This is a genomic window from Mesorhizobium sp. M0408, from assembly GCF_040321495.1.
GTDB lineage: Bacteria > Pseudomonadota > Alphaproteobacteria > Rhizobiales > Rhizobiaceae > Mesorhizobium.
Genome location: NZ_JAMYRO010000016.1, coordinates 61,616 through 82,239, shown reverse-complemented (window position 1 = coordinate 82,239; position 20,624 = coordinate 61,616). Strand labels below are relative to the sequence as shown.

The following is a 20,624-nucleotide window of genomic DNA, read 5'->3' as shown; positions in this document are numbered from 1 at the left end:
GCTCAGCTTTCCCCGATCTCACGTGCCAGCATAGCATCGGCGATGGCCAGCGCATCCACGTTGATTGCGACATCGTGGACGCGAAAGAGATGCGCGCCTTTGAGCCTCAGGATAACGCTGGTGGCCGCGGTCCCGGCGCCTCTTGCGGCTGCGTCGCGGCCGGTGACGGTGCCGATAAAGCGCTTTCGCGATGTGCCGGCCATCAGTGGAAAACCCAGCGCATGAAGCTCGGAAAACCGTGCCATCAGGTCAAGATTTTCCGCTGCCGTCTCCTTGGCAAAGCCGAAGCCCGGATCGAGCACGATATGGTCGTCGGCAACACCGCTCCGCCGCGCGATTTCCAGCGACTTCCTGAGGAAGAAGAGCTGATCGGCAATCACGTCGGGCAGTTTCTGCCGGTCCCGTCCAGTGTGCATGACGACAAGGCCAGCGCCGGTTTCGGCCGCGACCCGGGCAATGCCCGGTTCGCGCTGCAGGCCCCAGACGTCATTGACGATATGCGCGCCGGCTTGGACGGCAAGCCGGGCCGTATCCTCGCGATAGGTATCGACCGAGATCAGCGTTCCGCCAGACGTCGCGAGCGCCTCGATGACCGGCAATATGCGAGCCTGCTCTTCCTTTGCGGAGACCGCAGACGCCCCGGGACGTGTCGATTCTCCGCCGATGTCGATGACGGAGGCCCCCTCCTCGACCATGCGGCGCGCCTGAGCCACTGCTTTTTCCGGCGCATCGAACAGGCCGCCGTCGGAAAAACTGTCCGGCGTGATGTTGAGGATGCCGACGACCACGGCCTTGCCGCCAAGGTCGAGATGGCGTCCGTGCGCCAATTGCCATCGCCCTGTCATCATTGCCCATCAACCATGTTCGATCTCGCGGCGTGGCGGGGGATCAATTCCGTTGCGCCGAGGACGGCGGTAAAGCAAGGTGGGGAAAGAGGCAACACGATGAAACGATCCCTCCTCTGCGCCCTGATGCTCGCTCTGACCGCATTCCCGGCCGGCGCTGCAACTCTCGTCAAGACATATAGTTATTTCCCGATCGGCGGCAGGACGCTCGACGACATCGAGACCCAGCTGTCGAAACTCGGGCCTCAGGTGAAAAGCACCGGGTCGCGGCATCCGGGAGCTACCCAGATGGCGTTCACCACCCGCGTCAGCTATGCGCAAAAGCCGGGCTCGTGCTGGATTGCCGACGCTGTCGTCACCGTCAAGGTCAAGGTCATCCTTCCTGAGTGGCGCCGCCCGCGCAAAGCCGATGCCGGCGTCAGGCTGTTCTGGGATACGTTGTCCGCCGACATCAAGCGCCATGAGGAACGCCACGTCGAGATTGCCAAGAACCACGGCCGCGAACTAGAAGACGCCTTGAAGGCGAGCTACCCGGAAAAGACCTGCGAACTGGCAAAGGCCAAGGCCGCAAAAATCACTGCGGCCATGCTTGCCAAACACGACCAGGACCAGATGCGCTTCGATCGCGTCGAAAGCGCCAATTTCCAAAGCCGCATCCTGCGGCTCTTGCACTATCGCATCGAGCGCATTGAGAACGGCCGGCTCGCTCCCGGCTGACTCCGCGTCGTCGGACAAAGCCAATTTTGCCGAAACATAGTGCCAGCTTCGGAAAACTTTCGAGCCGCTGTCGAAATCGGCCTATAGCGAACGACATATGCCAGGTTCGCAGGGATCAGCCTCCGGCAAACGCCAATCGGCGTACCTAGATGCTTCCCAGCCCGTCGCGGACGTGCACGCAGGCATAATGGATGAACGGATATGGACCAGGCTGTCGACAAGCAAACGATGGTGGAAACCAGCGCGCCGCTGACCGAAACCGAGAAAAACGCCATCATCGGCGGCGTGCTTTTGTCGATGCTGCTGGCGGCGCTCGACCAGACCATCGTCGCGCCGGCGATGCCGACGATGGCCCGTCTGCTCGGGCATGCCGAATATCTGCCATGGATCGTGACCGGCTATCTTCTGACCGCGACCGCCGTGGCGCCGCTCTACGGCAAGATCTCCGATATTTATGGTCGCCGGCCGACCGTCTATGCTGCAATCCTGATCTTTCTCGCCGGCTCGCTGGTCAGCGCCACGGCCCCTAACATGCTGGTCCTGGTTGTCGGCCGGGCGATCCAGGGCGCCGGTGGCGGCGGCCTGTTCGCCCTGACGCAGACCGTGATCGGCGACCTCGTGCCGCCGCGCGAGCGGGCCCGATACGCCGCCTGGATCTCGGGCACATGGGCCGTCGCCAGCATCGCCGGGCCGCTCCTCGGCGGCACCTTCGCCGAACATCTGCATTGGTCGCTGATCTTCTGGATCAACATTCCGCTCGGCCTGCTGGCCATGGCGATCATCAACAACCCGCTCAAGAAGCTGCCGATCGCCGCAAAACATCACCGCATCGACGGCCTCGGCGCGCTGCTTCTGGTCGCGGCCACCTCGCTGCTGCTGCTTGCCTTGAACTGGGGCGGCAGCGAGTATCCGTGGCTGTCGCCTGAAATCCTTGGACTGCTCGCCTGCTCGGCGGTGTTCTGGAGCGCGTTCGCGCTGCGGCTCATGCGCGCGGCCGAACCGCTGATCTCGCTCGAAGTGCTCGGCAATCCGATCGTTCTCGCCGGCACATTGTCGATGTTCCTGCTGCAGGCCGCCAATGTCGGCTTGTCAGTCTATCTGCCGGTCTACCTGCAATCGGTCGTCGGCCTGTCGGTCAGTCAATCGGGCACCGCGTTGCTTGGGCTGATGCTCGGCACGGTGGCCGGTGCGACATTCAGCGCGCGAATGATCCCGCGCTTTTTCCACTATAAGCGCATTGCCATGATCGGAACTGTTTTCTCGATCCTGTGCCTCGGCGTGCTCAGCCTGGTCGCCGGGCATGCCTCACTTTTGCTCGTCGAGGTGTTGACGACCTGCGTAGGCCTGGGTACAGGCACGACCTTTCCGGTTGCCACCGTCTCGGTCCAGAACGCCGTCGATCGCATGCACCTTGGCGTAGCGACCGGCGTTCTCACCTTCCTGCGCTCGCTGGGCAGCGCGCTTGGCGTCGCTATGCTGGGTGCCGTCGCCCTTGGTTACGGGCTGCCGCTGGCCAGCGAAGGCACGCAGCCGGCCGGCCATATCGCTTCGGCCATGCCGTTCGTGATGATCTTTCTTGCCGCGGCCGCGATCTTGCTGTTGTCGCTCATCACGCTCTGGCTGATGCCGGAGAAAACGCTTCGCGGCCATGCCGAGGCTGTGGCTCCAGCCCTGGCGGAGTAGACCGGCCCGACGAAAATATGGCGAGGTTCAGTCGACCACGCCGAGCTTCTTCTGCAGACTGGTTGACGAGGTCGTATACTGAAAAACGATGCGCTCGCCGGGGCTGACGATGCGCTTGGCCGCTTGCGCCATCAAGGCGACCTCGTGGAAGCCCGACAGGATCAGCTTCAGCTTGCCGGGGTACCAGTTGATGTCGCCGACGGCGAAGATGCCGGGCACCGACGTCTGGAATTTTTCGGTGTCGACCGGGATCAGGTTCTCGTGGAGGTTGAGGCCCCATTCGGCGATTGGGCCGAGCTTCATCGTCAGGCCGAAGAACGGCAGCATCCGCGTACACGGCACTTCGATATCGCCCTCCGGCCCCTTGATGGTGGCGGAGGCGAGCTGGCCGTCGGCGCCGGTCAGGCCAGTCACCTGTCCGACCTGGAATTCCAGCTGCTTCATCTCCTGCATGGCATACATCTTGTTGACGCTGTCGGGCGCTGCACGGAATTCGGGCCGCCGGTGCACCAGCGTCACGCTCTTGGCAACCGGCTGCAGGTTCAGCGTCCAGTCGAGCGCCGAATCGCCGCCGCCGACGATGACGAGGTCGTGGCCGCGAAAGTCCTCCATCCGGCGCACCGAGTAGAACACGCTCTTGCCTTCATAGGGTTCGATGCCTGGAATCGGCGGGCGCTTCGGCTGGAACGAACCGCCGCCGGCGGCAATCACCACAATTTTGGCTTCGAACACCTCGTTTTCGTCGGTAATGACGCGGAAGCTGCCGTCCTCCAATCTTTCCAGGCTCGAAACCATGCGGCTATAGGTGAATTCGGGCTTGAACGGCGCGATCTGCTCAAGCAGCTTGTCGACCAGGCCTTGCGCCGAGATCGAGGGCCAAGCCGGAATGTCGTAGATCGGCTTTTCCGGGTAGAGTTCGGCGCATTGCCCGCCGGGCCGGTCGAGTATGTCGATCAGATGGCACTTCATGTCGAAGAGGCCGAGCTCGAATACGGCAAACAGGCCGACAGGCCCTGCCCCGACAATGAGTACGTCCGTCTTGGTGATAGCGGTCATGAAGCATGCGCCTCTATGGGAAAACGGCGCGACACTGCATGACCATTGGTCCGCTGCCAAGCGGCAGCCGCAAAAATCGGCTTCAGCCCTGGCGGGCCGGCACGCGCACGACCAGCCCGTCGAGGGCGTCGCGCACCTTGATCTGGCATGACAGCCGCGAGTTCGGCTGGACCTCGTAGGCGAAATCCAGCATGTCCTCTTCCATGGCTTCCGGCTCGCCGACCTCCGCCGTCCAGGCTTCGTCGACATAAACATGGCAGGTCGCGCAGGCGCAGGCGCCGCCGCATTCCGCTTCTATTCCCGGCACCGCATTGCGGATCGCATTTTCCATGACGGTCGAGCCGTTTTCGGCATCCACGTCAAAATGCGTGCCGTCATGGGCGATGAAGGTCAGCTTGGTCATTTGTCACCTGAAGGGAGTCTGAGCCGACATAATCACTCTGCCGGACAAGTCAACTGCGGCGCGAAAGCGCCCGTGCGTGGCGTCTTTGGGATAAGTCCTATCGGCTGATGGCGGCGACGAAGTCGCGCACTTCTTCGATCAGCGAGCCAAGCCGCATCAGCGTGCTGGCGTCTTCGGGCCGGCATTCGATCGCGCTGGCGCAATCGGCAATGGCGAAGGCGCCGACCCCGCGCGCCGAGCCTTTGAGCCCGTGTGCCAATAGCAGCCGCTGCCTGACATCCGCATCGACGATCTTGTCGCGCACCGACAGCGCCTGCTGCACGAACAGAGCCAGCACCTCCTGCTCGAGGCTCCGATCGCCCATCGTCTGGCGCGCAAGATGCGCCAGGTCGATCGGCCGCGCCCCGGCTGTCCCCGACACGTCGCCGCCGGGCATCGAGAAGGCAATGCCGTTTTCGCCACGTATCACTTTGAGACTCCGTTCTTCGACCGCCGCAAAAACTAGGCGTATCCGGTGGACAACGGGTTAATGATTGGCCCGGAAAAATGTCGCGATAACGGCGCCGGAATCACGGCTGTGTTAACCTTATATTTAAAGTTTTACGTATCGGGCGGAATGCATGTTTTCTTTACCCGGCTGTGTCATTACGATACGACAGGTCCATTTTCAGCCTCCTGCGCGGGACACGCTAGGCAGAATCAATAAGCAGAACCATAAGTCCCGCGGCAGCTTGTACAGGGTAGCGAAGGCATGGCGAAGAAACCAACGACGACAAGAACGCTCGACAGCGACGTAGCCAGGGAACTTGAAAAGGCACTTGATATCGATCTGAGCGGCGATGCCGGCGGCGACTTCGACATGGCTGCATCCATGGAAGATCTCGAAGCGCAAATATCGCAAGCCGCCGACGAGCTGGCGCGCGAAGGTCGCAGCCAGAACCAAGCGCCTGCCCCGGACCAGACCCAGAACGCGGCACCTGCCGCCAATCAAAGCCAGATCGCAAATCCCACGCCAAAGGCCAAGCCGGCTGAGTTGCGTCCTGTCGCAACGCGCAATGGCTCGCAGCCGGCAGCTTTCTCGCCGGCCAACGACGATCGTCAAAAAGACTATAAGACGCTCCTGCACACCCTCAATCGGCGCGCCTCGAACACGATCTACTGGGTCGTGGCTTTCGTTTCGCTGGCCTGGATCGCCGGCGCTGGCGGCCTTGCGAACCTGTTGTTCGGACCTGGCATCTGGAACATCCGCACCTTCGATCAGTTTTTCGCCCGTCCGGAGCTGATCGGCCTGGCGGTCGCGGCAATCGTGCCCGTCATCCTGTTCTGGGCATTCGCAGTGATGATTCGCCGCGCTCAGGAGATGCGCCTTGCCGCGCAGTCGATGACCGAGGTGGCCTTCCGTCTGGCCGAGCCGGAAAATCTTGCCCAGGATCGCGTCATGATGATCGGCCAAGCGGTTCGCCGCGAGGTGGCAGCCATGGGCGAAGGCATCGAACGCACGCTTGCGCGTGCCGTCGAGCTCGAAACGCTGGTCCACAGCGAGGTGAACCAGATCGAGCGCTCCTATTCAGAGAACGAGTCCCGCATCCGCTCGCTGGTCGACGGGCTGGGCAGCGAGCGCGAAGCGGTCGTCACCCATGCCGAGCGCGTGCGCGCCTCGATCACCGGCGCCCACGAGACACTGAAAGACGAGATCAACGCCGCCAGCGATATCATTCGCGACAGCATTCTCAACGCCTCGACCAAGCTGTCGATGACGATCAACGAATCCGGCGATACGCTGATCGACAGGATCAACGGAAGCTCGTTGTCGATCTTCGATTCGGTGGAAGGCCGGCTCGAGTCGATCACCGATCGGCTGTCGACGTCGGGCGAGGCCTTCGCCAGCCTGCTCGACACCCGGATCGCCAAGCTGACGGACACCACCGATGGCCTGACGCGGTCACTGACCGACCTGCTCGACGACCGCACGAGCGGCATGGTGTCGCTGCTCGGCGGTGCCGCCCGCACACTCAATTCGGAATTCGAAGCCAGCCTCAACGGCATCGAGCGGGCGCTTGCTGAACGTGGCCAGGCGCTGATCAGCGAGTTCCAGACCCGCGCCGAGGCGCTCGACACCGGCACGCAGAAGCTCAACGCCGCGCTGGAGGCTCGCGCACGCCAGATCAACGAGACGCTGGTCGAGCGCGCGCGCGAAATCGCCCACACCTTCCAGGATAGCAAGGAGACGCTGTCGGCGATGATCGATCAGGGCAAGACCCAGATCGGCGCCGACATGGCCGACATCATTTCATCGACCTCGACCATGCTTGAAGCCCGCGCCGGCGATTTCGCCGGGCGCATGGAAGCGGCGCGCCATGTCGTATCGCGTTCGTTCGATACGGACATCCAGCGGCTTGCCGATGCTCGCGCCGGCATCGAGGAAGCCGTCGAGAACCACAGCCGCAAGCTTTCCGAAAGCCGCGACCGGATGGCGGCGGCAATGCAGGCCGATCTGGCGAAGTTCGCCGAAGGTCGCGCCGAAGTCGACGCAGCGGTGGCTAACCAGGTGCAGAAGCTAGCCGAAGGCCGCGGCCTGATCTCGCGCGCCCTTGAAGAGGATCTGCGCAAGGTCAACGAATCGCGCGCAGCGATCGACGCTTCGCTGGGCAGCCATCTCGAAAGCCTTGAAGAGGGTCGCAACAGGCTTGCCCAGGCCTTGAACGAAGACTCCGGAAAACTCGTGCAAGCTCGTACGATAATTGATGAAATGGTTGCCGGGCACGTCGGCAAGCTCGCCGAAGGCCGCAGCATCCTTTCGCGCGCGCTCGAGGCCGACCTCGGCAAGCTGGCAGAGAGTCGCGCCAGCATCGACGGCCTCGTCGCCGGTCAGGTCGAAAAGATCGCCGAGGGTCGCGCCATACTCGCCAGTGCGCTGGAAGCCGACATCGCCGGCATCAATGGCCTCATCGAGGCGCATTCGGCGAAATTGGCGCAAGACCGCAGCGGCCTTTCCCAGTCACTCGATAACGACCTGTCCGACATCAGGAGCCTGATCGCCGATCATTCTGGCAGGCTCGCCGATGACCGCAGCCTGCTTTCGAAGACGCTTGAAGACGATCTTGCCAAGCTGGCCGAAAGCCGGTCGAGCATCGATGGGCTGGTTGCCGGCCAGGTCGAGAAGCTGGCCGAAGGCCGCGACATCCTCAAGCGCGCGCTGGAATCGGACCTGAACGCGATCAAGGGCGTCATCGCCGGCCAGTCCGAAAAGCTGGCGGAAGACCGTGGCCAGCTGTCGCGGGCACTGGAGAGCGACCTGCAGGCCGTGCGGGGCGTTGTCTCCGATCACATGAACAAGCTCGCCGAAGACCGCTCGACCCTGTCGAAGGCGCTCGAAGACGATCTCGGCAAGTTGGCCGAAAGCCGCTCGAGCATCGATGTGATGGTTGCCGGCCAGGTCGAAAAGCTGGCAGAGGGCCGCGACATCCTCAAGCGTGCGCTCGAAGCCGATCTGAGCACTGTCAAGGATGTCATCGCCGGCCAATCCGAGAAGCTGGCGGAGGATCGCGGTCAGCTGTCGCGGGCACTGGAGACCGATCTCGAGACCGTGCGGGGCGTCGTCTCCGAACATATGAACAAGCTCGCCGAGGACCGTTCGGCCCTCTCGAAGGCGCTCGAGGACGATCTTGCCAGGCTGGCAGAGAGCCGGTCGAGCATCGACGGGCTGGTCGCCGGCCAGGTCGAGAAGCTGGCCGAGGGTCGCGACATCCTCAAGCGCGCCTTGGAAGACGATCTTGCCAAGCTGGCCGAAAGCCGCTCGAGCATCGACGGACTGGTTTCCGGCCAGGTCGAGAAGCTGGCCGAAGGCCGCGACATCCTCAAGCGCGCCTTGGAGGCCGATCTCAGCACGATCAGGGGCGCCATCGCCGATCAGTCGCAGCTATTGACCGATAATCGCGCGCAGTTTTCGCGTGCGCTGGAAGCCGATCTCGGCAACGTCAACAGCCTTGTCGCAACCCACGCAGAGAAGCTCGTCCAGGACCGCTCGACCCTGTCGAAGGCGCTCGAGGACGATCTCGCCAAGCTGGCCGAAAGCCGCTCGAGCATCGATGGGCTGGTTGCCGGCCAGGTTGAGAAACTGGCGGAAGGCCGCGACATACTCAGGCGCGCGTTGGAAGCCGATCTGGAGAGGCTTGCAATGAGCCGCAGCGAAGTCGACGAGATCGTCGCCGGTCATGTCGGCAAGCTGAGCGAGGGCCGCGACATGCTGACCCGCGCATTGCAGGACGATCTCTCCAGGCTCGCCGAAACGCGTAAGGATGTCGACCGTTCGCTGTCCGGCCATATCGACCAGATCGCCGCCAGGAGCACCGACATCTCCGATGCGATCGCTGCGGACGTAGAAAAGATCGAGCAGGCGTTCAGCCGGCAGACAGGCATCATTGAAGAGCGCGCCAGCACAATGGAGCGGGCGCTGTCGACGGGTGTCGACAACGTGCGCAGTGTGCTCGAAAGAAGCGCGGTCTTCGTCGCCGGCGCGCTGCGCGAGAAGGTCATGGAAGTTACGAGCGCGCTGCATGAGCAGGCGGGCGCGGCATTCAGCGATGCCGACCGCAAGATCGCCGAGCGCGCCGAGCAGACCTCGGCCGCCCTGCTCGCCAGGGCGGAGGACATCGCCCGCACCTTCGAGGAGGCGGATCGTCGCCTCGCCGCCCGCGCCGAGGACACGTCGAGCGCACTGATTGCCCGCGTCGACGACACGTCGAACAGCTTGCTCGCGCGTGCCCAGGAAACGGCCGATCAGCTGGCAGCCAGAGCAAGTGAGATTGCCGGTACCTTCGACGCGGCGGACCACCGGCTGGTCTCTCGCGCCATCGAAACGGCCCAGTCGCTGGCGGCACGTGCCGGCGACATCCTGCGCAATTTCGAAACAGCCGACGAGCGGCTGGGCGTGCGCATCGGCGAATCCGCCGAAGCGCTCGCGGCACGTGCGTCGGATCTCGGCCGCATTTTCGATGCCGCCGACCAGCAACTTATTTCGCGCATTGCCGAAGGCTCCGAAGCACTTTCGGCCCGTGCGTCCGAGATCGGCCGCATCTTCGAGGAGGCGGATCATCGCCTGGTGTCCCGTATCGCTGACAGCAGCACCGCAATCGGCGAACATGCCGACACCATTGTCGGTGCCTTCACCAGCACCGAGCAGCGGGTTGCCGAACGCGCCAGGCAGACTGGCCAGGAACTCGCCGTCCATGCCCGTGAAATCGAGCAGCTGCTTGCCGGTGCCGACGAACGCCTGGCATCGAGTGCTGCCGCCACTGCGGCCCGCGTCGAGGAGCAGGTCGCCAGCGTCGAGAACCGCCTCGCCTACTCCGCCGAGACAATGGGCCAAAAGCTCAACGAACAAGTCTCGGGTGCCGAGGCGCAGTTGGTCTCGCGTGCCAACTCGATCGCCGAGACCTTTACCGCGGTCGGCCAGCATATCGGCCAGAGCACCAACGACGCTGCAAAGACCATCGGTGCCAATACTCGCGAACTCAATACGATGCTTGCGGCACGTTCGGCCGAAATATCGAAAATCCTGGACGAGACGGCACGGCCTCTGGTCGAGCGCTTCGCCCAGGGCGGCTCCGAGCTGCAAAAGAGCATGGAAGAGGTCACCGAACGTGCGACCGAGAAGCTGCGCAATCAAAACGCCGCCCTCGTCGATGCCATCGCCAGCCGCACGGCCGAAACCCTGTCGGCCGTCGAAGGCGCGCGCTCGACGCTTGCCGACAGCGTTGCCGACCTCATCGGCCGCATGACCACCTCCAGCTCGCAGCTCGGTCAATTGATCGAGCAGGCGGCGACCAATCTCGGCCAGGTCGACGAACGCCTGACCGGGAGCACGCAAAGCTTCGCGGCGACCACGGAAAAGACCGCGCAGACCTTCGCCAGTTCGGCGCGTCTGGTCGATTCGAACACGACGCGGCTCACCGAGCTGTCGTCGTCGACCTTGCGCGAGGTTGCTTCAATCGCCACCAAGTTCGACGAGCACAGCCGGTTGCTTTCCAGTGCCTCGGACCTGTTGAGCTCGGCCCAGAGCAATCTTGAGCACACGCTCGAAAGGCAATCGTCGCTGGAGGACCTTGCCGTCGGCCTTGTCAAGAAGTCGGAAGATCTCGAAAGGGTCATGCGCTCGTTCGAGAATCTGGTCGGCCAGACGCTGCAGAACGCCGAAGGCAAGACGCTGGAATCCGCCGACAAGATCCGTACCGCGATTTCCGAAGTGGTCGATTCGGCAACCAAGCGCTTTGCCGATGCGACCGAGGAGATGCGGCGTACCGCCGGCTCGATCAAGAGCGAGCTCGACCTCACCCGGGCCGAGCTTAAGAAAGGCGTCATCGAGATGCCGGAAGAGGCAAAGGAATCAACCACGGCTATCCGCCGTGCCGTTTCAGAGCAGATCAACGCGCTGAAGGAACTTTCTGAAATCGTTGCGAAATCTGGCCGCAGCGCCGACAGTTCGGAACAGCGCAACCTGCGTCCGGCGCCGCAAGCGCCTGCCGCACGCCCCGCCGAACCGCCACGTCGCCCGGCTCCGGCTCCCGAACAGCGCCGTGCACCGCAGGCGCCTTCGGGCGAGACGGCGCTGCGCGGCACGCTCGACCTCGAACGTCCCGCAGACCAAGCGCCGCGCCAGCGCGACCCCAACGGCCGCACGCCGCAGGGCGGTTGGGTGCGTGACCTCCTGACCGGTGCATCACGCGAAGACGACGCCAAGCCGGCAGCGCCTGCCGAAGCGCCGCGCCCGGCTCCCGCTGCGCGTTCGCCGCTTCATGTCGTGGAATCGCTGAACTCGCTCTCGGTCGATATCGCACGCGCCATCGATCACGATGCCTCGATCGAGCTGTGGAACCGCTACCGGCGCGGCGAGCGCGACGTCTTCACGCGCCGACTTTACACGCTGAAGGGCCAGCAGACGTTCGACGAGATCCGCCGCAAATATCAGTCAGAGGCGGAGTTCCGCGCTGCTGTCGATCGTTACTGCGACGATTTCGAAAAGCTGCTCAAGGACGTGTCGCGCAACGACCGCGACAACATCATGGCGCAGACCTACCTGACGTCGGATACCGGCAAGGTTTACACCATGCTGGCCCACGCCAGCGGCCGCCTGCACTAAGCGGGCGACAGAGAACAAACGAAAAGGCGGGATTTCCCGCCTTTTTCATGCCGTACTGAATTCCATTGGCGCTGTAGAGTGCCGTGCCGGCAGTTCCGGCTGTGTCAGATCACGGTGTCCGTCCAGCGGACGATTTGCCCCGCCGCATCGCCGAACGCGGCATCGAGCGCGCCGACATAGGCCTGGTTGCCATTGCCCGAAACGGGCGCGATTGCGCTAAACGTCTTCGAAGACCGCACTTCACCGTTGCGATCGTTCAACAGGCGCACGAACAGCTCGACCTCGGCATGTTCGCCACCGTCGACACGCACCTCGAACGAGCGGATCTCGACGATCACCTGATAGTCGATCGCCAGCCCCTCGCCTGGCTTGCCGACGCCGGTGAAGCTGCCCGAGCGCTGGAACGTCTCTGCCAGCCGCGCCTGTACGATCATCGGCAGCCGGTCGGCCCATTGCGCGCCCTTGAGATACTGGATCGATCGCGGCGATGGCTTAATGACGATGTTCTGGCTGTCCAGCGCCTTGAGCGCCGATGGCTGAGCGATGAGTATCTGGCGACGGCTGTGGGCACGCGCTTCCAGCGACGGCGCCGAAAGCTCAAACGTATCCAGCGGCGCCGGCTTGCCGCCCAGCGCCGCGCAGCCGGCGAGCGAAAGCGCCAGCAGTGCCGCTCCGGCCTTGAACCCACTCGATCTGACGCTGCCTGAACTGATCGACTTCAAACGCGATCCCCCCCGGATCGTGGAAACAACGCGCATCCGCAAGCTATGTTCTTGCGGTGGGCGCAGGCCGAAGTCAACGGCGCACCCTGCCGTCGAACTGCCGGACCTCACCCTCGCCGCCGGACAGGATCCGCTGTGGATTGCGGCTGAGGTCGGTCACCGCCTCTTCGATGCGGTTGATCGAACGACGGCTGTCCTGGACCAGCGATTCGACGTTTTGCAGCCCCTGTCCCGAGAACCGCGCCAGATTGTCGGTGATGGTGCCGAGGCGGGCGTTCAGCGTGTCGGCGACCTGCTTGAACGATTTGAGCGTCGCCCTGGCATCGGCCATGACGCCGTCGGCCTGACCGGAGCCGAGCAGTTTGTCGACCTTGGCAAGGATACCGTCGACTCGCACCGAGGCATCGTTGAGGCGTCCTGCGAGCTGGTGCGCGTCTTTGATGGTTTCGTCGATGTCGTCGGCCCGGTTGGCGAACTTGTTGGTCACCTTGGCGATGTCGGCGGCAGCTTCATTGGCGTTTTCGCTGGCCTTCTGGATATTGGCCAGCGCGGTGCGAACCTCAGCCGGATCGATGCCGTCGAGAACGCCGTCGACCTTGGCCAGCGTGCCTTGCGTCTTCTGGGCGAACTCGTTGATCGAGCCTACTGCGGTGTCCACGTTCTTGATGACCGTGTCGAACTGCTTGCTGGTTTCCTTGAGGTTGGAAGTGACCGTGTCGACATTGGCGACGATGCTCTTGATCTGGTCCTTGTCGACGGCGTTGAGTAGCCCTTCCGCCGCCTTCAGGGTGCCGTCGAGCTTGCCCGAAACACCCTTCAGTTCGTCCGCCAGCGAGCTGACGCTGGCCAGGAACTTGTCGACGCCGTCCGCATTCCTGGCCAGTGCATCGGAGAAGGTCTGGACATTGTTGACGGTCTGCGTCAGCGGCCCGCGAACATCCTTGGTGAAGCCTTCGAGCTCCGAAAGGACCTTGTCGGCGCGGGTGAAGATGTTCTGCGCTGTCTGTAGCAGATTGGTGACCGCCGACGGGTTGGCAACGATCTCGGCGACACGGCCTTCCTTTTCCGCCTCGTCGAGAAGTTTTGGCTCTTTGGGGTCGGCGCCCTTGAGCTCGATGTTGGCCTGGCCGGTGAGGCCGGCAAGCCCGATATCGGCCTGCGTCGATTTGGTGATAGGCGTATTCCGGTCTATTTCGGTGTCGGCGATAGCAGCGGTCGGATTGTCGACGTCGATATAGACACGGCGCACGTCGCCGACTTTGACGCCATTGAACAGCACGAAGCTGCCACGGCCGAGCCCCGAAGCGGAGCCTGGAATGCGCACGCGCAGCACCGTCGTCTCACCCTTTTCGCCGATTGCCGCCGTCCAATAGACGAAAGCGAAAGCCGCGAGGATCGCGGCCAGCGTGAAAATGCCGACAATGACGTAGTTGGCCCTGGTTTCCATTGCTCACTTATGGCTATGCGCGCGCCGCAAGATCAAGTTGCCGGGCGCGTTTTCCGCGGAAATAGGATTTTACCCAGGGTTCCTCGCTCCTGAGCATGTCGTCGATCGTGCCCTCGACCAGCATTTTCTTGTTGCCGAGCACCGCCACGCGGTCGCACGCCGTAAACAGCGTGTCGAGATCGTGTGTGACCATATACACGGTCAAATCCATCGTATCGCGCAGCTTGACGACCAATTCGTCGAACTCAGCCGCGCTGATCGGATCGAGCCCGGACGTCGGTTCGTCGAGGAAAACGATATCCGGGTCGAGTGCCAGGGCGCGCGCCAGCGCAGCACGCTTGATCATGCCGCCGGAGAGCTCGGAGGGGAATTTCTGCGCCGCATCCGGCGGCAATCCGACCAGCTCGACCTTGAGCATGGCAAGTTCGTCCATCAGCTTCTTCGGCAAATCGAGATATTCGCGCATCGGCACCTGGACGTTTTCGAGGACCGTCAGCGCCGAAAAAAGGGCGCCATGCTGGAACAGCACGCCAAGCCGCATGTCGATGCGAAGGCGCTCCCTTTCGGTTGCCTTCTCGACGTCAACGCCGAACAGTTTGATTGTTCCCGATTGCTTGCGCGTCAAGCCAAGGATGGTGCGCAAGAGAACAGATTTGCCGGCACCGGAGGCACCGACGAAGCCGAGAATCTCCCCGCGCCAGATATCGAGCGACAATTTGTCGAGAACGACCTGGTCGCCGAACGACACCGTGATGTCGTGCGCCGACAGCACGATCTCGTCTTCTTTGGCTTTCGCCGCCACCTTGGTCGTGTTTGTGCCCGGCAGCGCCATGTCAGAACTCGATCGCTGCATAGAACATGGCGAAAAGCCCGTCGAGGATAATGACCACGAAGATCGACTTCACCACTGAGGCGGTCACATGCTGGCCAAGCGATTCGGCGCTGCCGCCAACCTTCATGCCCTCGACCGAGGCAATTATGCCGATGATCATGGCCATGAACGGCGCCTTGATCAGGCCGGCAAAGATGGTGCTGAGGTCGATTGCGACACGCAGCCGGTCGATGAACGCTGCCGGTGCAATATCGGAGTAGAGCCATGCAGCCAAAATGCCGCCGCCCAACGCGGCAAAGTTGGCGACGATCGTCAGGCAAGGCAGCGCGATGACCAGCGCGACCAGCCGCGGAAACACCAGCACGCCGATTGGATTAAGACCGATCACCTTCAGCGCATCGACCTCCTCGCGCATCTTCATCGAGCCGATCTCGGCGGTGATCGCACTGCCGGAGCGGCCGGCGATCATGATCGCCGTCATCAGCACGCCGAGCTCGCGCAGGATCAGCACCCCGACCAGGTCGACGACGAAGATGTCGGCGCCGAAATAGCTGAGCTGATAAGCGCCTTGCTGGGCGACGATCGCACCGACGATGGCCGACATCAGCACGACTACCGGTATGGCGCCGACACCCATGCGATCGATCTGGTTGAAGATCGCCGCCATGTTGACGGCATGGCCACGGCCAAGCTTCATCTGCGAGCCGCGTATCGTGGCGCCGAGGATATTCATTGCGGCCAGGAAATCGTCGCGCATCTCATAAACGCGCCGGCCAACCGCCTCGAGCCCGCGAATGATGATGTTGGGCGGCTTTGCCGGACCTGATTCGGGCTCGCGTCGGACCGCATCACCGACGGCGCCGAGCAGGATCGAGGCAATCTCGCTTTGCCCCTGCATCGTGATCTCGACGCTCTTCTTTTCGAAGCTGCTGACCAGGCGGTCGATCAGCCACGCCCCGGCAGTGTCCATCTTCTCGATTTGTGAAAGGTCGAGCGCCAGCGTCTTGAAGCCGCCGCGCTTCTCGATCTTACGCATCTCGGCATCGACCAGGGCAACGGTACGTGTCGTCCAGGTTCCCGAGAAAGCGCAGCCGAGAACGTCGCCCTCCTCGCCGATCGCGATGCGCGGCTGGTGGTCGGGCTCCGTGGCAGGGCCGCTTGCGTCGCGTTTGCGGATGGTCAACATGGCATCCTGTTTAGCCTGACGGGGCCGACCTGTCGATTTGCCGATATCCTCCTTGTCGCACAGCTGGAGCAGAAAAATATGGCGCGTGTCATTTCGGTCGAGGCCGAGCGCTTTCCGATAGCCGGGACCTTTACCATTTCGCGCGGCTCGAAGACCGAAGCGGAGGTGATTTCCTGCGCCATCACCGAAAACGGCCGTACAGGACGCGGCGAATGCGTCCCTTACAAGCGCTATGGCGAGACCATGGAGGGTGTGCGCGACGCGATCGAGGCGATGCGCAGCGAGATCTCGCGCGGCATCAGCCGCATCGCCCTGCTCGATGCCATGCCTGCCGGCGCGGCACGCAGTGCCATCGACTGCGCGCTCTGGGACCTGGAAGCGAAGATCAGCGGAACACCGGTGGCGCATACGATACGAACCGTTCCGTTACGACCGCTTGAGACGGCGTATACATTGTCGCTCGCCGAGCCGGAGGCGATGGCGGCGCAGGCCCGCGCTAACGCCCAGCGCCCGCTACTCAAGGTCAAGATCGGCGGCGACAACGACATCGCGCGCATCCGTGCAGTGACGGCGGCAGCACCCGACAGCCGAATCATTCTCGACGCCAATGAGGGCTGGAATGACGACAATATCGTCGCAAACCTCGCCTTTGCCGCCGAGCACGGTATCGCCTTGATCGAACAGCCGCTGCCGGCGGGACATGACCGTATTCTTCGCCACATCGCGCATCCGGTACCGATCTGTGCCGACGAAAGCGTGCACGAGGCGAAGGACCTTGAAGCGCTTGTCGGCCTTTATGACGCCGTCAACATCAAGCTCGACAAATCGGGTGGCCTGACCGCTGCACTCGTGCTTCGCGACCGCGCCCGCGAACTGGGTCTTGGTGTCATGGTCGGCTGTATGGTCGGCACATCGCTTGCGATGGCGCCGGCCGTGCTGTTGGCGCAGGATGCCGATTTCGTCGATCTCGACGGTCCGCTGCTGCTGGCCCGCGACCGCGTTCCCGGTCTCGTCTACCAAGGTTCGCTGGTGTCACCGCCCGAGCGGGCGCTGTGGGGCTGAACGCGCGGCAAGCCCGATCAGAGCCAGGCCCGTCAGGGCGATCGGGATCATCGCAAAGAAGCCATTCGCGCCGAAGCGGTCGTAAAGAGGACCGGAAATCAGCGTCGCCGCCGCCATGAAGAAGCCATTGGAGAAGTAGGCGATGCCTTGCGCCGCCCCGGTGCGTTCTTCCGCGACCGTCTCACCGATCATCTTTTGCAGGCCGATCAGCACCAGCGCCACAGAAACCGCGTGCAGCGTCTGGATCGCGAAAAACCCGCCAACGCCAAGCCCAAGCGGCCAGATCAGCGGAAAGGCGAACCAGCGCACGATCGCGCCAATCCCGGCAATCAGCATGATCGAGACGACCGAGAAGGAGGCGAAAGCGCGGGTGAAAACGACGAACATGCATATCTCGGCGACGACGCCCCACCCCCACAGAAGCCCGACAACCGAATCGCTGATGCCGATCGACTTCCAGTAGATCGACACGAAACCGTAGAGAAATGCGTGGCTGGCGGTGATGACGCCGACGCCTGTCGAAAAATAGAGGAAGTACCGGTTGAGGAGTTTCGGTGCCGATTGCTGGATATCGGCGGCCGAAAGCGGCGAGGCGCGGCGTGGACGGCCGAGGCGCGGCGCAATCAGTCCGGCGGCTAGCGCGGCAAACAGCGCCGCGAAGATGATCACCGGGACAGCCTGGGCACCGCTCGCCGACAGGATGAAACCGCCGGCGAGATTGGCGCAGAGATAGGAGATCGAGCCCCATTTGCGCATGCTTGCGTAATTCGAGCCGAAGCGGCGAACACCTGAAAGGGCGAGCGAATCGGCAATCGGCGAATGCGGCGTCCAGACGACCGTCAGGGCCAACGACACGGCAAGTACCGTTGCGTAGGTCGGCGGCAGGAGGTAGCCGGCGGACAGGATCAGCGATGCGGCGACCAGCGCAACATAGACATTGGCGCGGTCGCTCGCTTTGTCTGCCAGCGCAGTAAGAAAAGGCGTCGTCGCCACGCGCAGGAACATCGGCGCGGCGAGGATCACGGCTATCTGTTCGGCATGGAACCCCTTCGCCTGCAGCCACAGCGGGAAATACGGCACATGCGTCCCGAGCGGAACGAAGAGCGTAAAGAAGATCAAGCTCATGCGCAGTTCGAAATGGCGTGGCTTGACGAGCTGTTCGGGCGAAAGCGGCGGCAGCGAGGACATTGACAGGCGATCCGTCGGCACGGCATTCAGCCGGGTCGGCCCGCCACACCTGCCGCTGCTTAACACGGCGAAAAAGTCGATGAAACCGCTGGACTAACCGATTGAAGCGAGATGCGGCCGGATTTGGTCAAGCCGCCTGGACTGCCCTGCCCTTGATGTCGATCGGCACGAGCACCTCGCTGCCGACCGGAGTCTCCGGCAGGACATGCGCCCAGTGCAGGATCTCCATCCGGCCGTCAAAATGCTCGACCACCGCCGTGCAGCTCTCCACCCAATCGCCGGTGTTGATGTATTGCACGTCCTCATAGCGTTCGATCGCGGCATGGTGGATGTGCCCGCAGATCACGCCGTCGACATGCGAGCGGCGCGCCTCCTCGGTCAGCACGGTCTGGAACGAGCCGATGAAATTCACCGCCTTCTTGACCTTGACCTTGGCCCAGGACGAGAACGACCAGTAAGGCAGGCCGAGCACCTGGCGCAGGCGCGTGATGACGCGGTTGACCAGCATCGCCGCGTCATAGGCGTAGTCGCCGAGATAGGCCAGCCAGCGCGCATTATGGACGACGGTGTCGAACTGGTCGCCATGGATGACAAGAAGGCGTTTGCCATCGGCCGTCTCGTGGATGGCGCGATCGGCGACGACAATGCCGCCGAAATGCACGCCCTGGAACTGGCGCGCGAACTCGTCGTGATTGCCGGCGATGTAGGTGATGCTGGCGCCCTTGCGCGCCTTGCGCAGCAATTTCTGGACGACGTCATTGTGGCTCTGCGGCCAATGCCAGCTTCGTCTCAAGCGCCAGCCGTCGACGATGTCGCCGACGAGATAGATGATATCGGCATCGTGATGGCGCAGGAAATCGATCAGGAACTCGGCCTTCGCCGCCTTCGATCCGAGATGGACGTCGGAGATGAACATGCTGCGGAAAGTGCGGGGCTCTGCGCCGGACATCATTTGTCACCGTTGCTTTCGCGTGAGGCTATGCCCCGATTCATGCAACAACCGTATGACGGTTGCGATTGGTCCAGCCATCCGGATAGGTTGCCGCGGCAATCGGAGGAGAAAATCACCATGGATCTCGGCATTCGCGGCAAGAAGGCCATCGTCTGCGCTTCCAGCAAAGGCTTGGGACGCGGCTGCGCCATGGCACTGGCAGAGGCAGGTTGCGATCTGGTGGTCAATGGCCGCAACGCCGACGTGCTGGCCAAAACTGCCGCTGAACTGCGCGAGAAATTCGGCGTCAAGGTGACCGAAATCGTCGGCGACGTATCCAAGCCCGATGTCCAGAAGGCGCTGCTTGCCGCCTGCCCCGATCCCGACATCCTCGTCAACAACAATGGCGGTCCGCCGTTTCGCGATTTCCGCGCGCTCGACCGCGAAAAGATCCTCGAAGGCGTCACCCAGAACATGGTGACCCCTGTCGAACTGGTTCAGGCGGTGATCGACGGCATGGCGGCGCGCGGCTTCGGCCGCATCGTCAACATCACCTCGCTGTCGGTCTATGTTCCTATCCCCGGCCTCGACCTGTCGTCCGGCGCCCGCGCCGGCCTCACTTCGTTCCTCGCCGGCGTCGCGCGCACGGTGATCGACCGCAATGTGACGATCAACAACATGCTGCCGGGAAAACTCGATACCGACCGGCTGCGCGGCCCGCACGAGGCCGGCACGCCCGAAGATCCGGCCGCCGCCGCCGCGCGCAAGGCGCAAGCAGCGGCCAATGTTCCGGCCAAGCGACTCGGCACGCCGGAGGAATTCGGCCAGATCTGCGCCTTCCTGTGCTCGGTCCATGCCGGCTATCTGACCGGACAGAACATACCGGTGGACGGCGGCCTCTATGTCAGCGCGTTTTAGTGGGTATCTGACGCTTTGGTATCCGCTGGGAACGGCGGGAAACGACCCATTGCGGACGTTGTAGCCATCAGCATAAGCTCCGCCAATGCAACACTCGTCCCTCGTATCCTTCCTCAACGGCGACAAACTACCGGACGAGCTTTGGCAGGAGATTGAAGCCGAAGTGACCGAATGCGTGACCGCCGCATCCAAGCCTGGCTCCGTGGGGCATGTCATCATCACTGAGGGGCCAAATACGATCATTGACCGTCGGCATGTGGACGTGCTGGTTAACGGGCTGGCGGACGGCACGCTCCCGGTCCAAGCCGCCGCCTATGTTGCCGATGCGCTGATCATGAGCGACGACTTCAACTTTGCGGACGAGGGCGTCTTGGAGGTTCTGTTCTTCCTGTCAGACGAGAGCGCGCCCCTTTCGCGAGAAGAGGTGCAAGCGCTGCAGAGCCGCCTTTCGACGGGACTGTAGCGTCCGCTTTCCATCCATTGCGGGCCTTGCGTC

The 20,624-nt window shown here is 63.0% G+C and carries 16 protein-coding genes; 6 read left to right on the top strand and 10 right to left on the bottom strand.

Annotation, left to right across the window (positions count from 1 at the left end; translation table 11 throughout):
- Positions 1-2: 2 nt before the first annotated feature.
- On the bottom strand, positions 3-848 hold the full coding sequence (gene folP, locus NKI67_RS19680) for a dihydropteroate synthase (RefSeq protein ID WP_352568756.1): 846 nt from the start codon (positions 846-848) through the stop codon (positions 3-5).
- 96 nt (positions 849-944) lie between these two features.
- Here folP and NKI67_RS19675 point away from each other — a divergent pair, with 96 nt between their 5' ends.
- Positions 945-1,562 carry a DUF922 domain-containing Zn-dependent protease gene (locus tag NKI67_RS19675; RefSeq protein ID WP_023674836.1) on the top strand — a complete coding sequence of 206 codons (618 nt, stop codon included), beginning with the start codon at positions 945-947 and terminating at the stop codon, positions 1,560-1,562.
- Positions 1,563-1,763: 201 nt separating this feature from the next.
- On the top strand, positions 1,764-3,245 hold the full coding sequence (locus NKI67_RS19670) for an MDR family MFS transporter (protein WP_352568757.1): 1,482 nt from the start codon (positions 1,764-1,766) through the stop codon (positions 3,243-3,245).
- Positions 3,246-3,272: 27 nt separating this feature from the next.
- On the opposite strand, the gene NKI67_RS19665 is transcribed toward NKI67_RS19670, so the two are convergent.
- The 3 genes from NKI67_RS19665 to NKI67_RS19655 all read right to left on the bottom strand — a co-directional run bounded on the left by NKI67_RS19665 (position 3,273) and on the right by NKI67_RS19655 (position 5,170).
- A complete protein-coding gene (locus NKI67_RS19665) occupies positions 3,273-4,301 on the bottom strand; it encodes an NAD(P)/FAD-dependent oxidoreductase (protein ID WP_352568758.1) in 1,029 nt (342 codons plus the stop codon).
- Positions 4,302-4,383: 82 nt separating this feature from the next.
- Complete coding sequence (locus NKI67_RS19660; RefSeq protein ID WP_023674833.1) at positions 4,384-4,704, bottom strand: 2Fe-2S iron-sulfur cluster-binding protein; 321 nt, start codon at positions 4,702-4,704, stop codon at positions 4,384-4,386.
- Positions 4,705-4,801: 97 nt separating this feature from the next.
- Positions 4,802-5,170: an Hpt domain-containing protein gene (locus NKI67_RS19655; protein WP_352646500.1), complete on the bottom strand. Its 369-nt coding sequence runs from the start codon at positions 5,168-5,170 to the stop codon at positions 4,802-4,804.
- 285 nt (positions 5,171-5,455) lie between these two features.
- On the opposite strand from NKI67_RS19655, the gene NKI67_RS19650 reads away from it, so the two are divergent.
- A complete protein-coding gene (locus NKI67_RS19650; protein WP_352646460.1) occupies positions 5,456-11,842 on the top strand; it encodes an apolipoprotein A-IV repeat region-like domain-containing protein in 6,387 nt (2,128 codons plus the stop codon).
- Between the two features lie 104 nt (positions 11,843-11,946).
- Here NKI67_RS19650 and NKI67_RS19645 read toward each other — a convergent pair whose 3' ends face one another.
- The 4 genes from NKI67_RS19645 to NKI67_RS19630 are packed head-to-tail and all read right to left on the bottom strand — an operon-like array spanning position 11,947 to position 16,029.
- On the bottom strand, positions 11,947-12,600 hold the full coding sequence (locus NKI67_RS19645; protein WP_352568761.1) for an ABC-type transport auxiliary lipoprotein family protein: 654 nt from the start codon (positions 12,598-12,600) through the stop codon (positions 11,947-11,949).
- Between the two features lie 37 nt (positions 12,601-12,637).
- Positions 12,638-14,011, bottom strand: a complete 1,374-nt coding sequence (locus NKI67_RS19640) for an MlaD family protein (protein ID WP_023679998.1) — start codon at positions 14,009-14,011, stop codon at positions 12,638-12,640.
- Between the two features lie 13 nt (positions 14,012-14,024).
- Complete coding sequence (locus NKI67_RS19635; RefSeq protein WP_352568763.1) at positions 14,025-14,843, bottom strand: ABC transporter ATP-binding protein; 819 nt, start codon at positions 14,841-14,843, stop codon at positions 14,025-14,027.
- Position 14,844: 1 nt separating this feature from the next.
- Positions 14,845-16,029: an MlaE family ABC transporter permease gene (locus NKI67_RS19630; protein ID WP_352568764.1), complete on the bottom strand. Its 1,185-nt coding sequence runs from the start codon at positions 16,027-16,029 to the stop codon at positions 14,845-14,847.
- A 78-nt stretch (positions 16,030-16,107) separates the two neighbouring features.
- Between NKI67_RS19630 and dgcA the strand changes: the two genes are divergently transcribed.
- Positions 16,108-17,091 (top strand): N-acetyl-D-Glu racemase DgcA, encoded by a 984-nt coding sequence (gene dgcA, locus NKI67_RS19625; protein ID WP_352646457.1) that lies wholly within the window; start codon positions 16,108-16,110, stop codon positions 17,089-17,091.
- Here the strand turns inward: dgcA and NKI67_RS19620 are convergent.
- Both NKI67_RS19620 and NKI67_RS19615 read right to left on the bottom strand, forming a co-directional pair.
- The gene (locus NKI67_RS19620; protein WP_352502483.1) at positions 17,062-18,279 is read right to left on the bottom strand and encodes an MFS transporter; all 1,218 of its coding nucleotides are present in this window, start codon (positions 18,277-18,279) and stop codon (positions 17,062-17,064) included. The two genes, dgcA and NKI67_RS19620, sit on opposite strands and share 30 nt — an antisense overlap.
- 127 nt (positions 18,280-18,406) lie before the next feature.
- A complete protein-coding gene (locus tag NKI67_RS19615; protein ID WP_352568769.1) occupies positions 18,407-19,228 on the bottom strand; it encodes a UDP-2,3-diacylglucosamine diphosphatase in 822 nt (273 codons plus the stop codon).
- Between the two features lie 120 nt (positions 19,229-19,348).
- On the opposite strand from NKI67_RS19615, the gene NKI67_RS19610 reads away from it, so the two are divergent.
- Together NKI67_RS19610 and NKI67_RS19605 are read left to right on the top strand one after the other, a co-directional pair.
- A complete protein-coding gene (locus tag NKI67_RS19610) occupies positions 19,349-20,128 on the top strand; it encodes an SDR family oxidoreductase (protein ID WP_352448726.1) in 780 nt (259 codons plus the stop codon).
- A gap of 85 nt (positions 20,129-20,213) precedes the next feature.
- Positions 20,214-20,591 carry a hypothetical protein gene (locus NKI67_RS19605; RefSeq protein ID WP_352646455.1) on the top strand — a complete coding sequence of 126 codons (378 nt, stop codon included), beginning with the start codon at positions 20,214-20,216 and terminating at the stop codon, positions 20,589-20,591.
- The last annotated feature ends 33 nt before the right edge of the window (positions 20,592-20,624 follow it).

What these genes read in the sequence shown, in the direction of transcription:
- folP (WP_352568756.1), bottom strand. Translation starts at nt 848, where the DNA reads ATGATGACAGGGCGATGGCAATTGGCGCACGGACGCCATCTCGACCTT.
- NKI67_RS19670 (WP_352568757.1), top strand. Translation starts at nt 1,764, where the DNA reads ATGGACCAGGCTGTCGACAAGCAAACGATGGTGGAAACCAGCGCGCCG.
- NKI67_RS19640 (WP_023679998.1), bottom strand. Translation starts at nt 14,011, where the DNA reads ATGGAAACCAGGGCCAACTACGTCATTGTCGGCATTTTCACGCTGGCC.
- NKI67_RS19660 (WP_023674833.1), bottom strand. Translation starts at nt 4,704, where the DNA reads ATGACCAAGCTGACCTTCATCGCCCATGACGGCACGCATTTTGACGTG.
- NKI67_RS19610 (WP_352448726.1), top strand. Translation starts at nt 19,349, where the DNA reads ATGGATCTCGGCATTCGCGGCAAGAAGGCCATCGTCTGCGCTTCCAGC.
- NKI67_RS19635 (WP_352568763.1), bottom strand. Translation starts at nt 14,843, where the DNA reads ATGGCGCTGCCGGGCACAAACACGACCAAGGTGGCGGCGAAAGCCAAA.
- NKI67_RS19630 (WP_352568764.1), bottom strand. Translation starts at nt 16,029, where the DNA reads ATGTTGACCATCCGCAAACGCGACGCAAGCGGCCCTGCCACGGAGCCC.
- dgcA (WP_352646457.1), top strand. Translation starts at nt 16,108, where the DNA reads ATGGCGCGTGTCATTTCGGTCGAGGCCGAGCGCTTTCCGATAGCCGGG.
- NKI67_RS19675 (WP_023674836.1), top strand. Translation starts at nt 945, where the DNA reads ATGAAACGATCCCTCCTCTGCGCCCTGATGCTCGCTCTGACCGCATTC.
- NKI67_RS19665 (WP_352568758.1), bottom strand. Translation starts at nt 4,301, where the DNA reads ATGACCGCTATCACCAAGACGGACGTACTCATTGTCGGGGCAGGGCCT.
- NKI67_RS19650 (WP_352646460.1), top strand. Translation starts at nt 5,456, where the DNA reads ATGGCGAAGAAACCAACGACGACAAGAACGCTCGACAGCGACGTAGCC.
- NKI67_RS19615 (WP_352568769.1), bottom strand. Translation starts at nt 19,228, where the DNA reads ATGTCCGGCGCAGAGCCCCGCACTTTCCGCAGCATGTTCATCTCCGAC.
- NKI67_RS19645 (WP_352568761.1), bottom strand. Translation starts at nt 12,600, where the DNA reads ATGCGCGTTGTTTCCACGATCCGGGGGGGATCGCGTTTGAAGTCGATC.
- NKI67_RS19605 (WP_352646455.1), top strand. Translation starts at nt 20,214, where the DNA reads ATGCAACACTCGTCCCTCGTATCCTTCCTCAACGGCGACAAACTACCG.
- NKI67_RS19620 (WP_352502483.1), bottom strand. Translation starts at nt 18,279, where the DNA reads ATGTCCTCGCTGCCGCCGCTTTCGCCCGAACAGCTCGTCAAGCCACGC.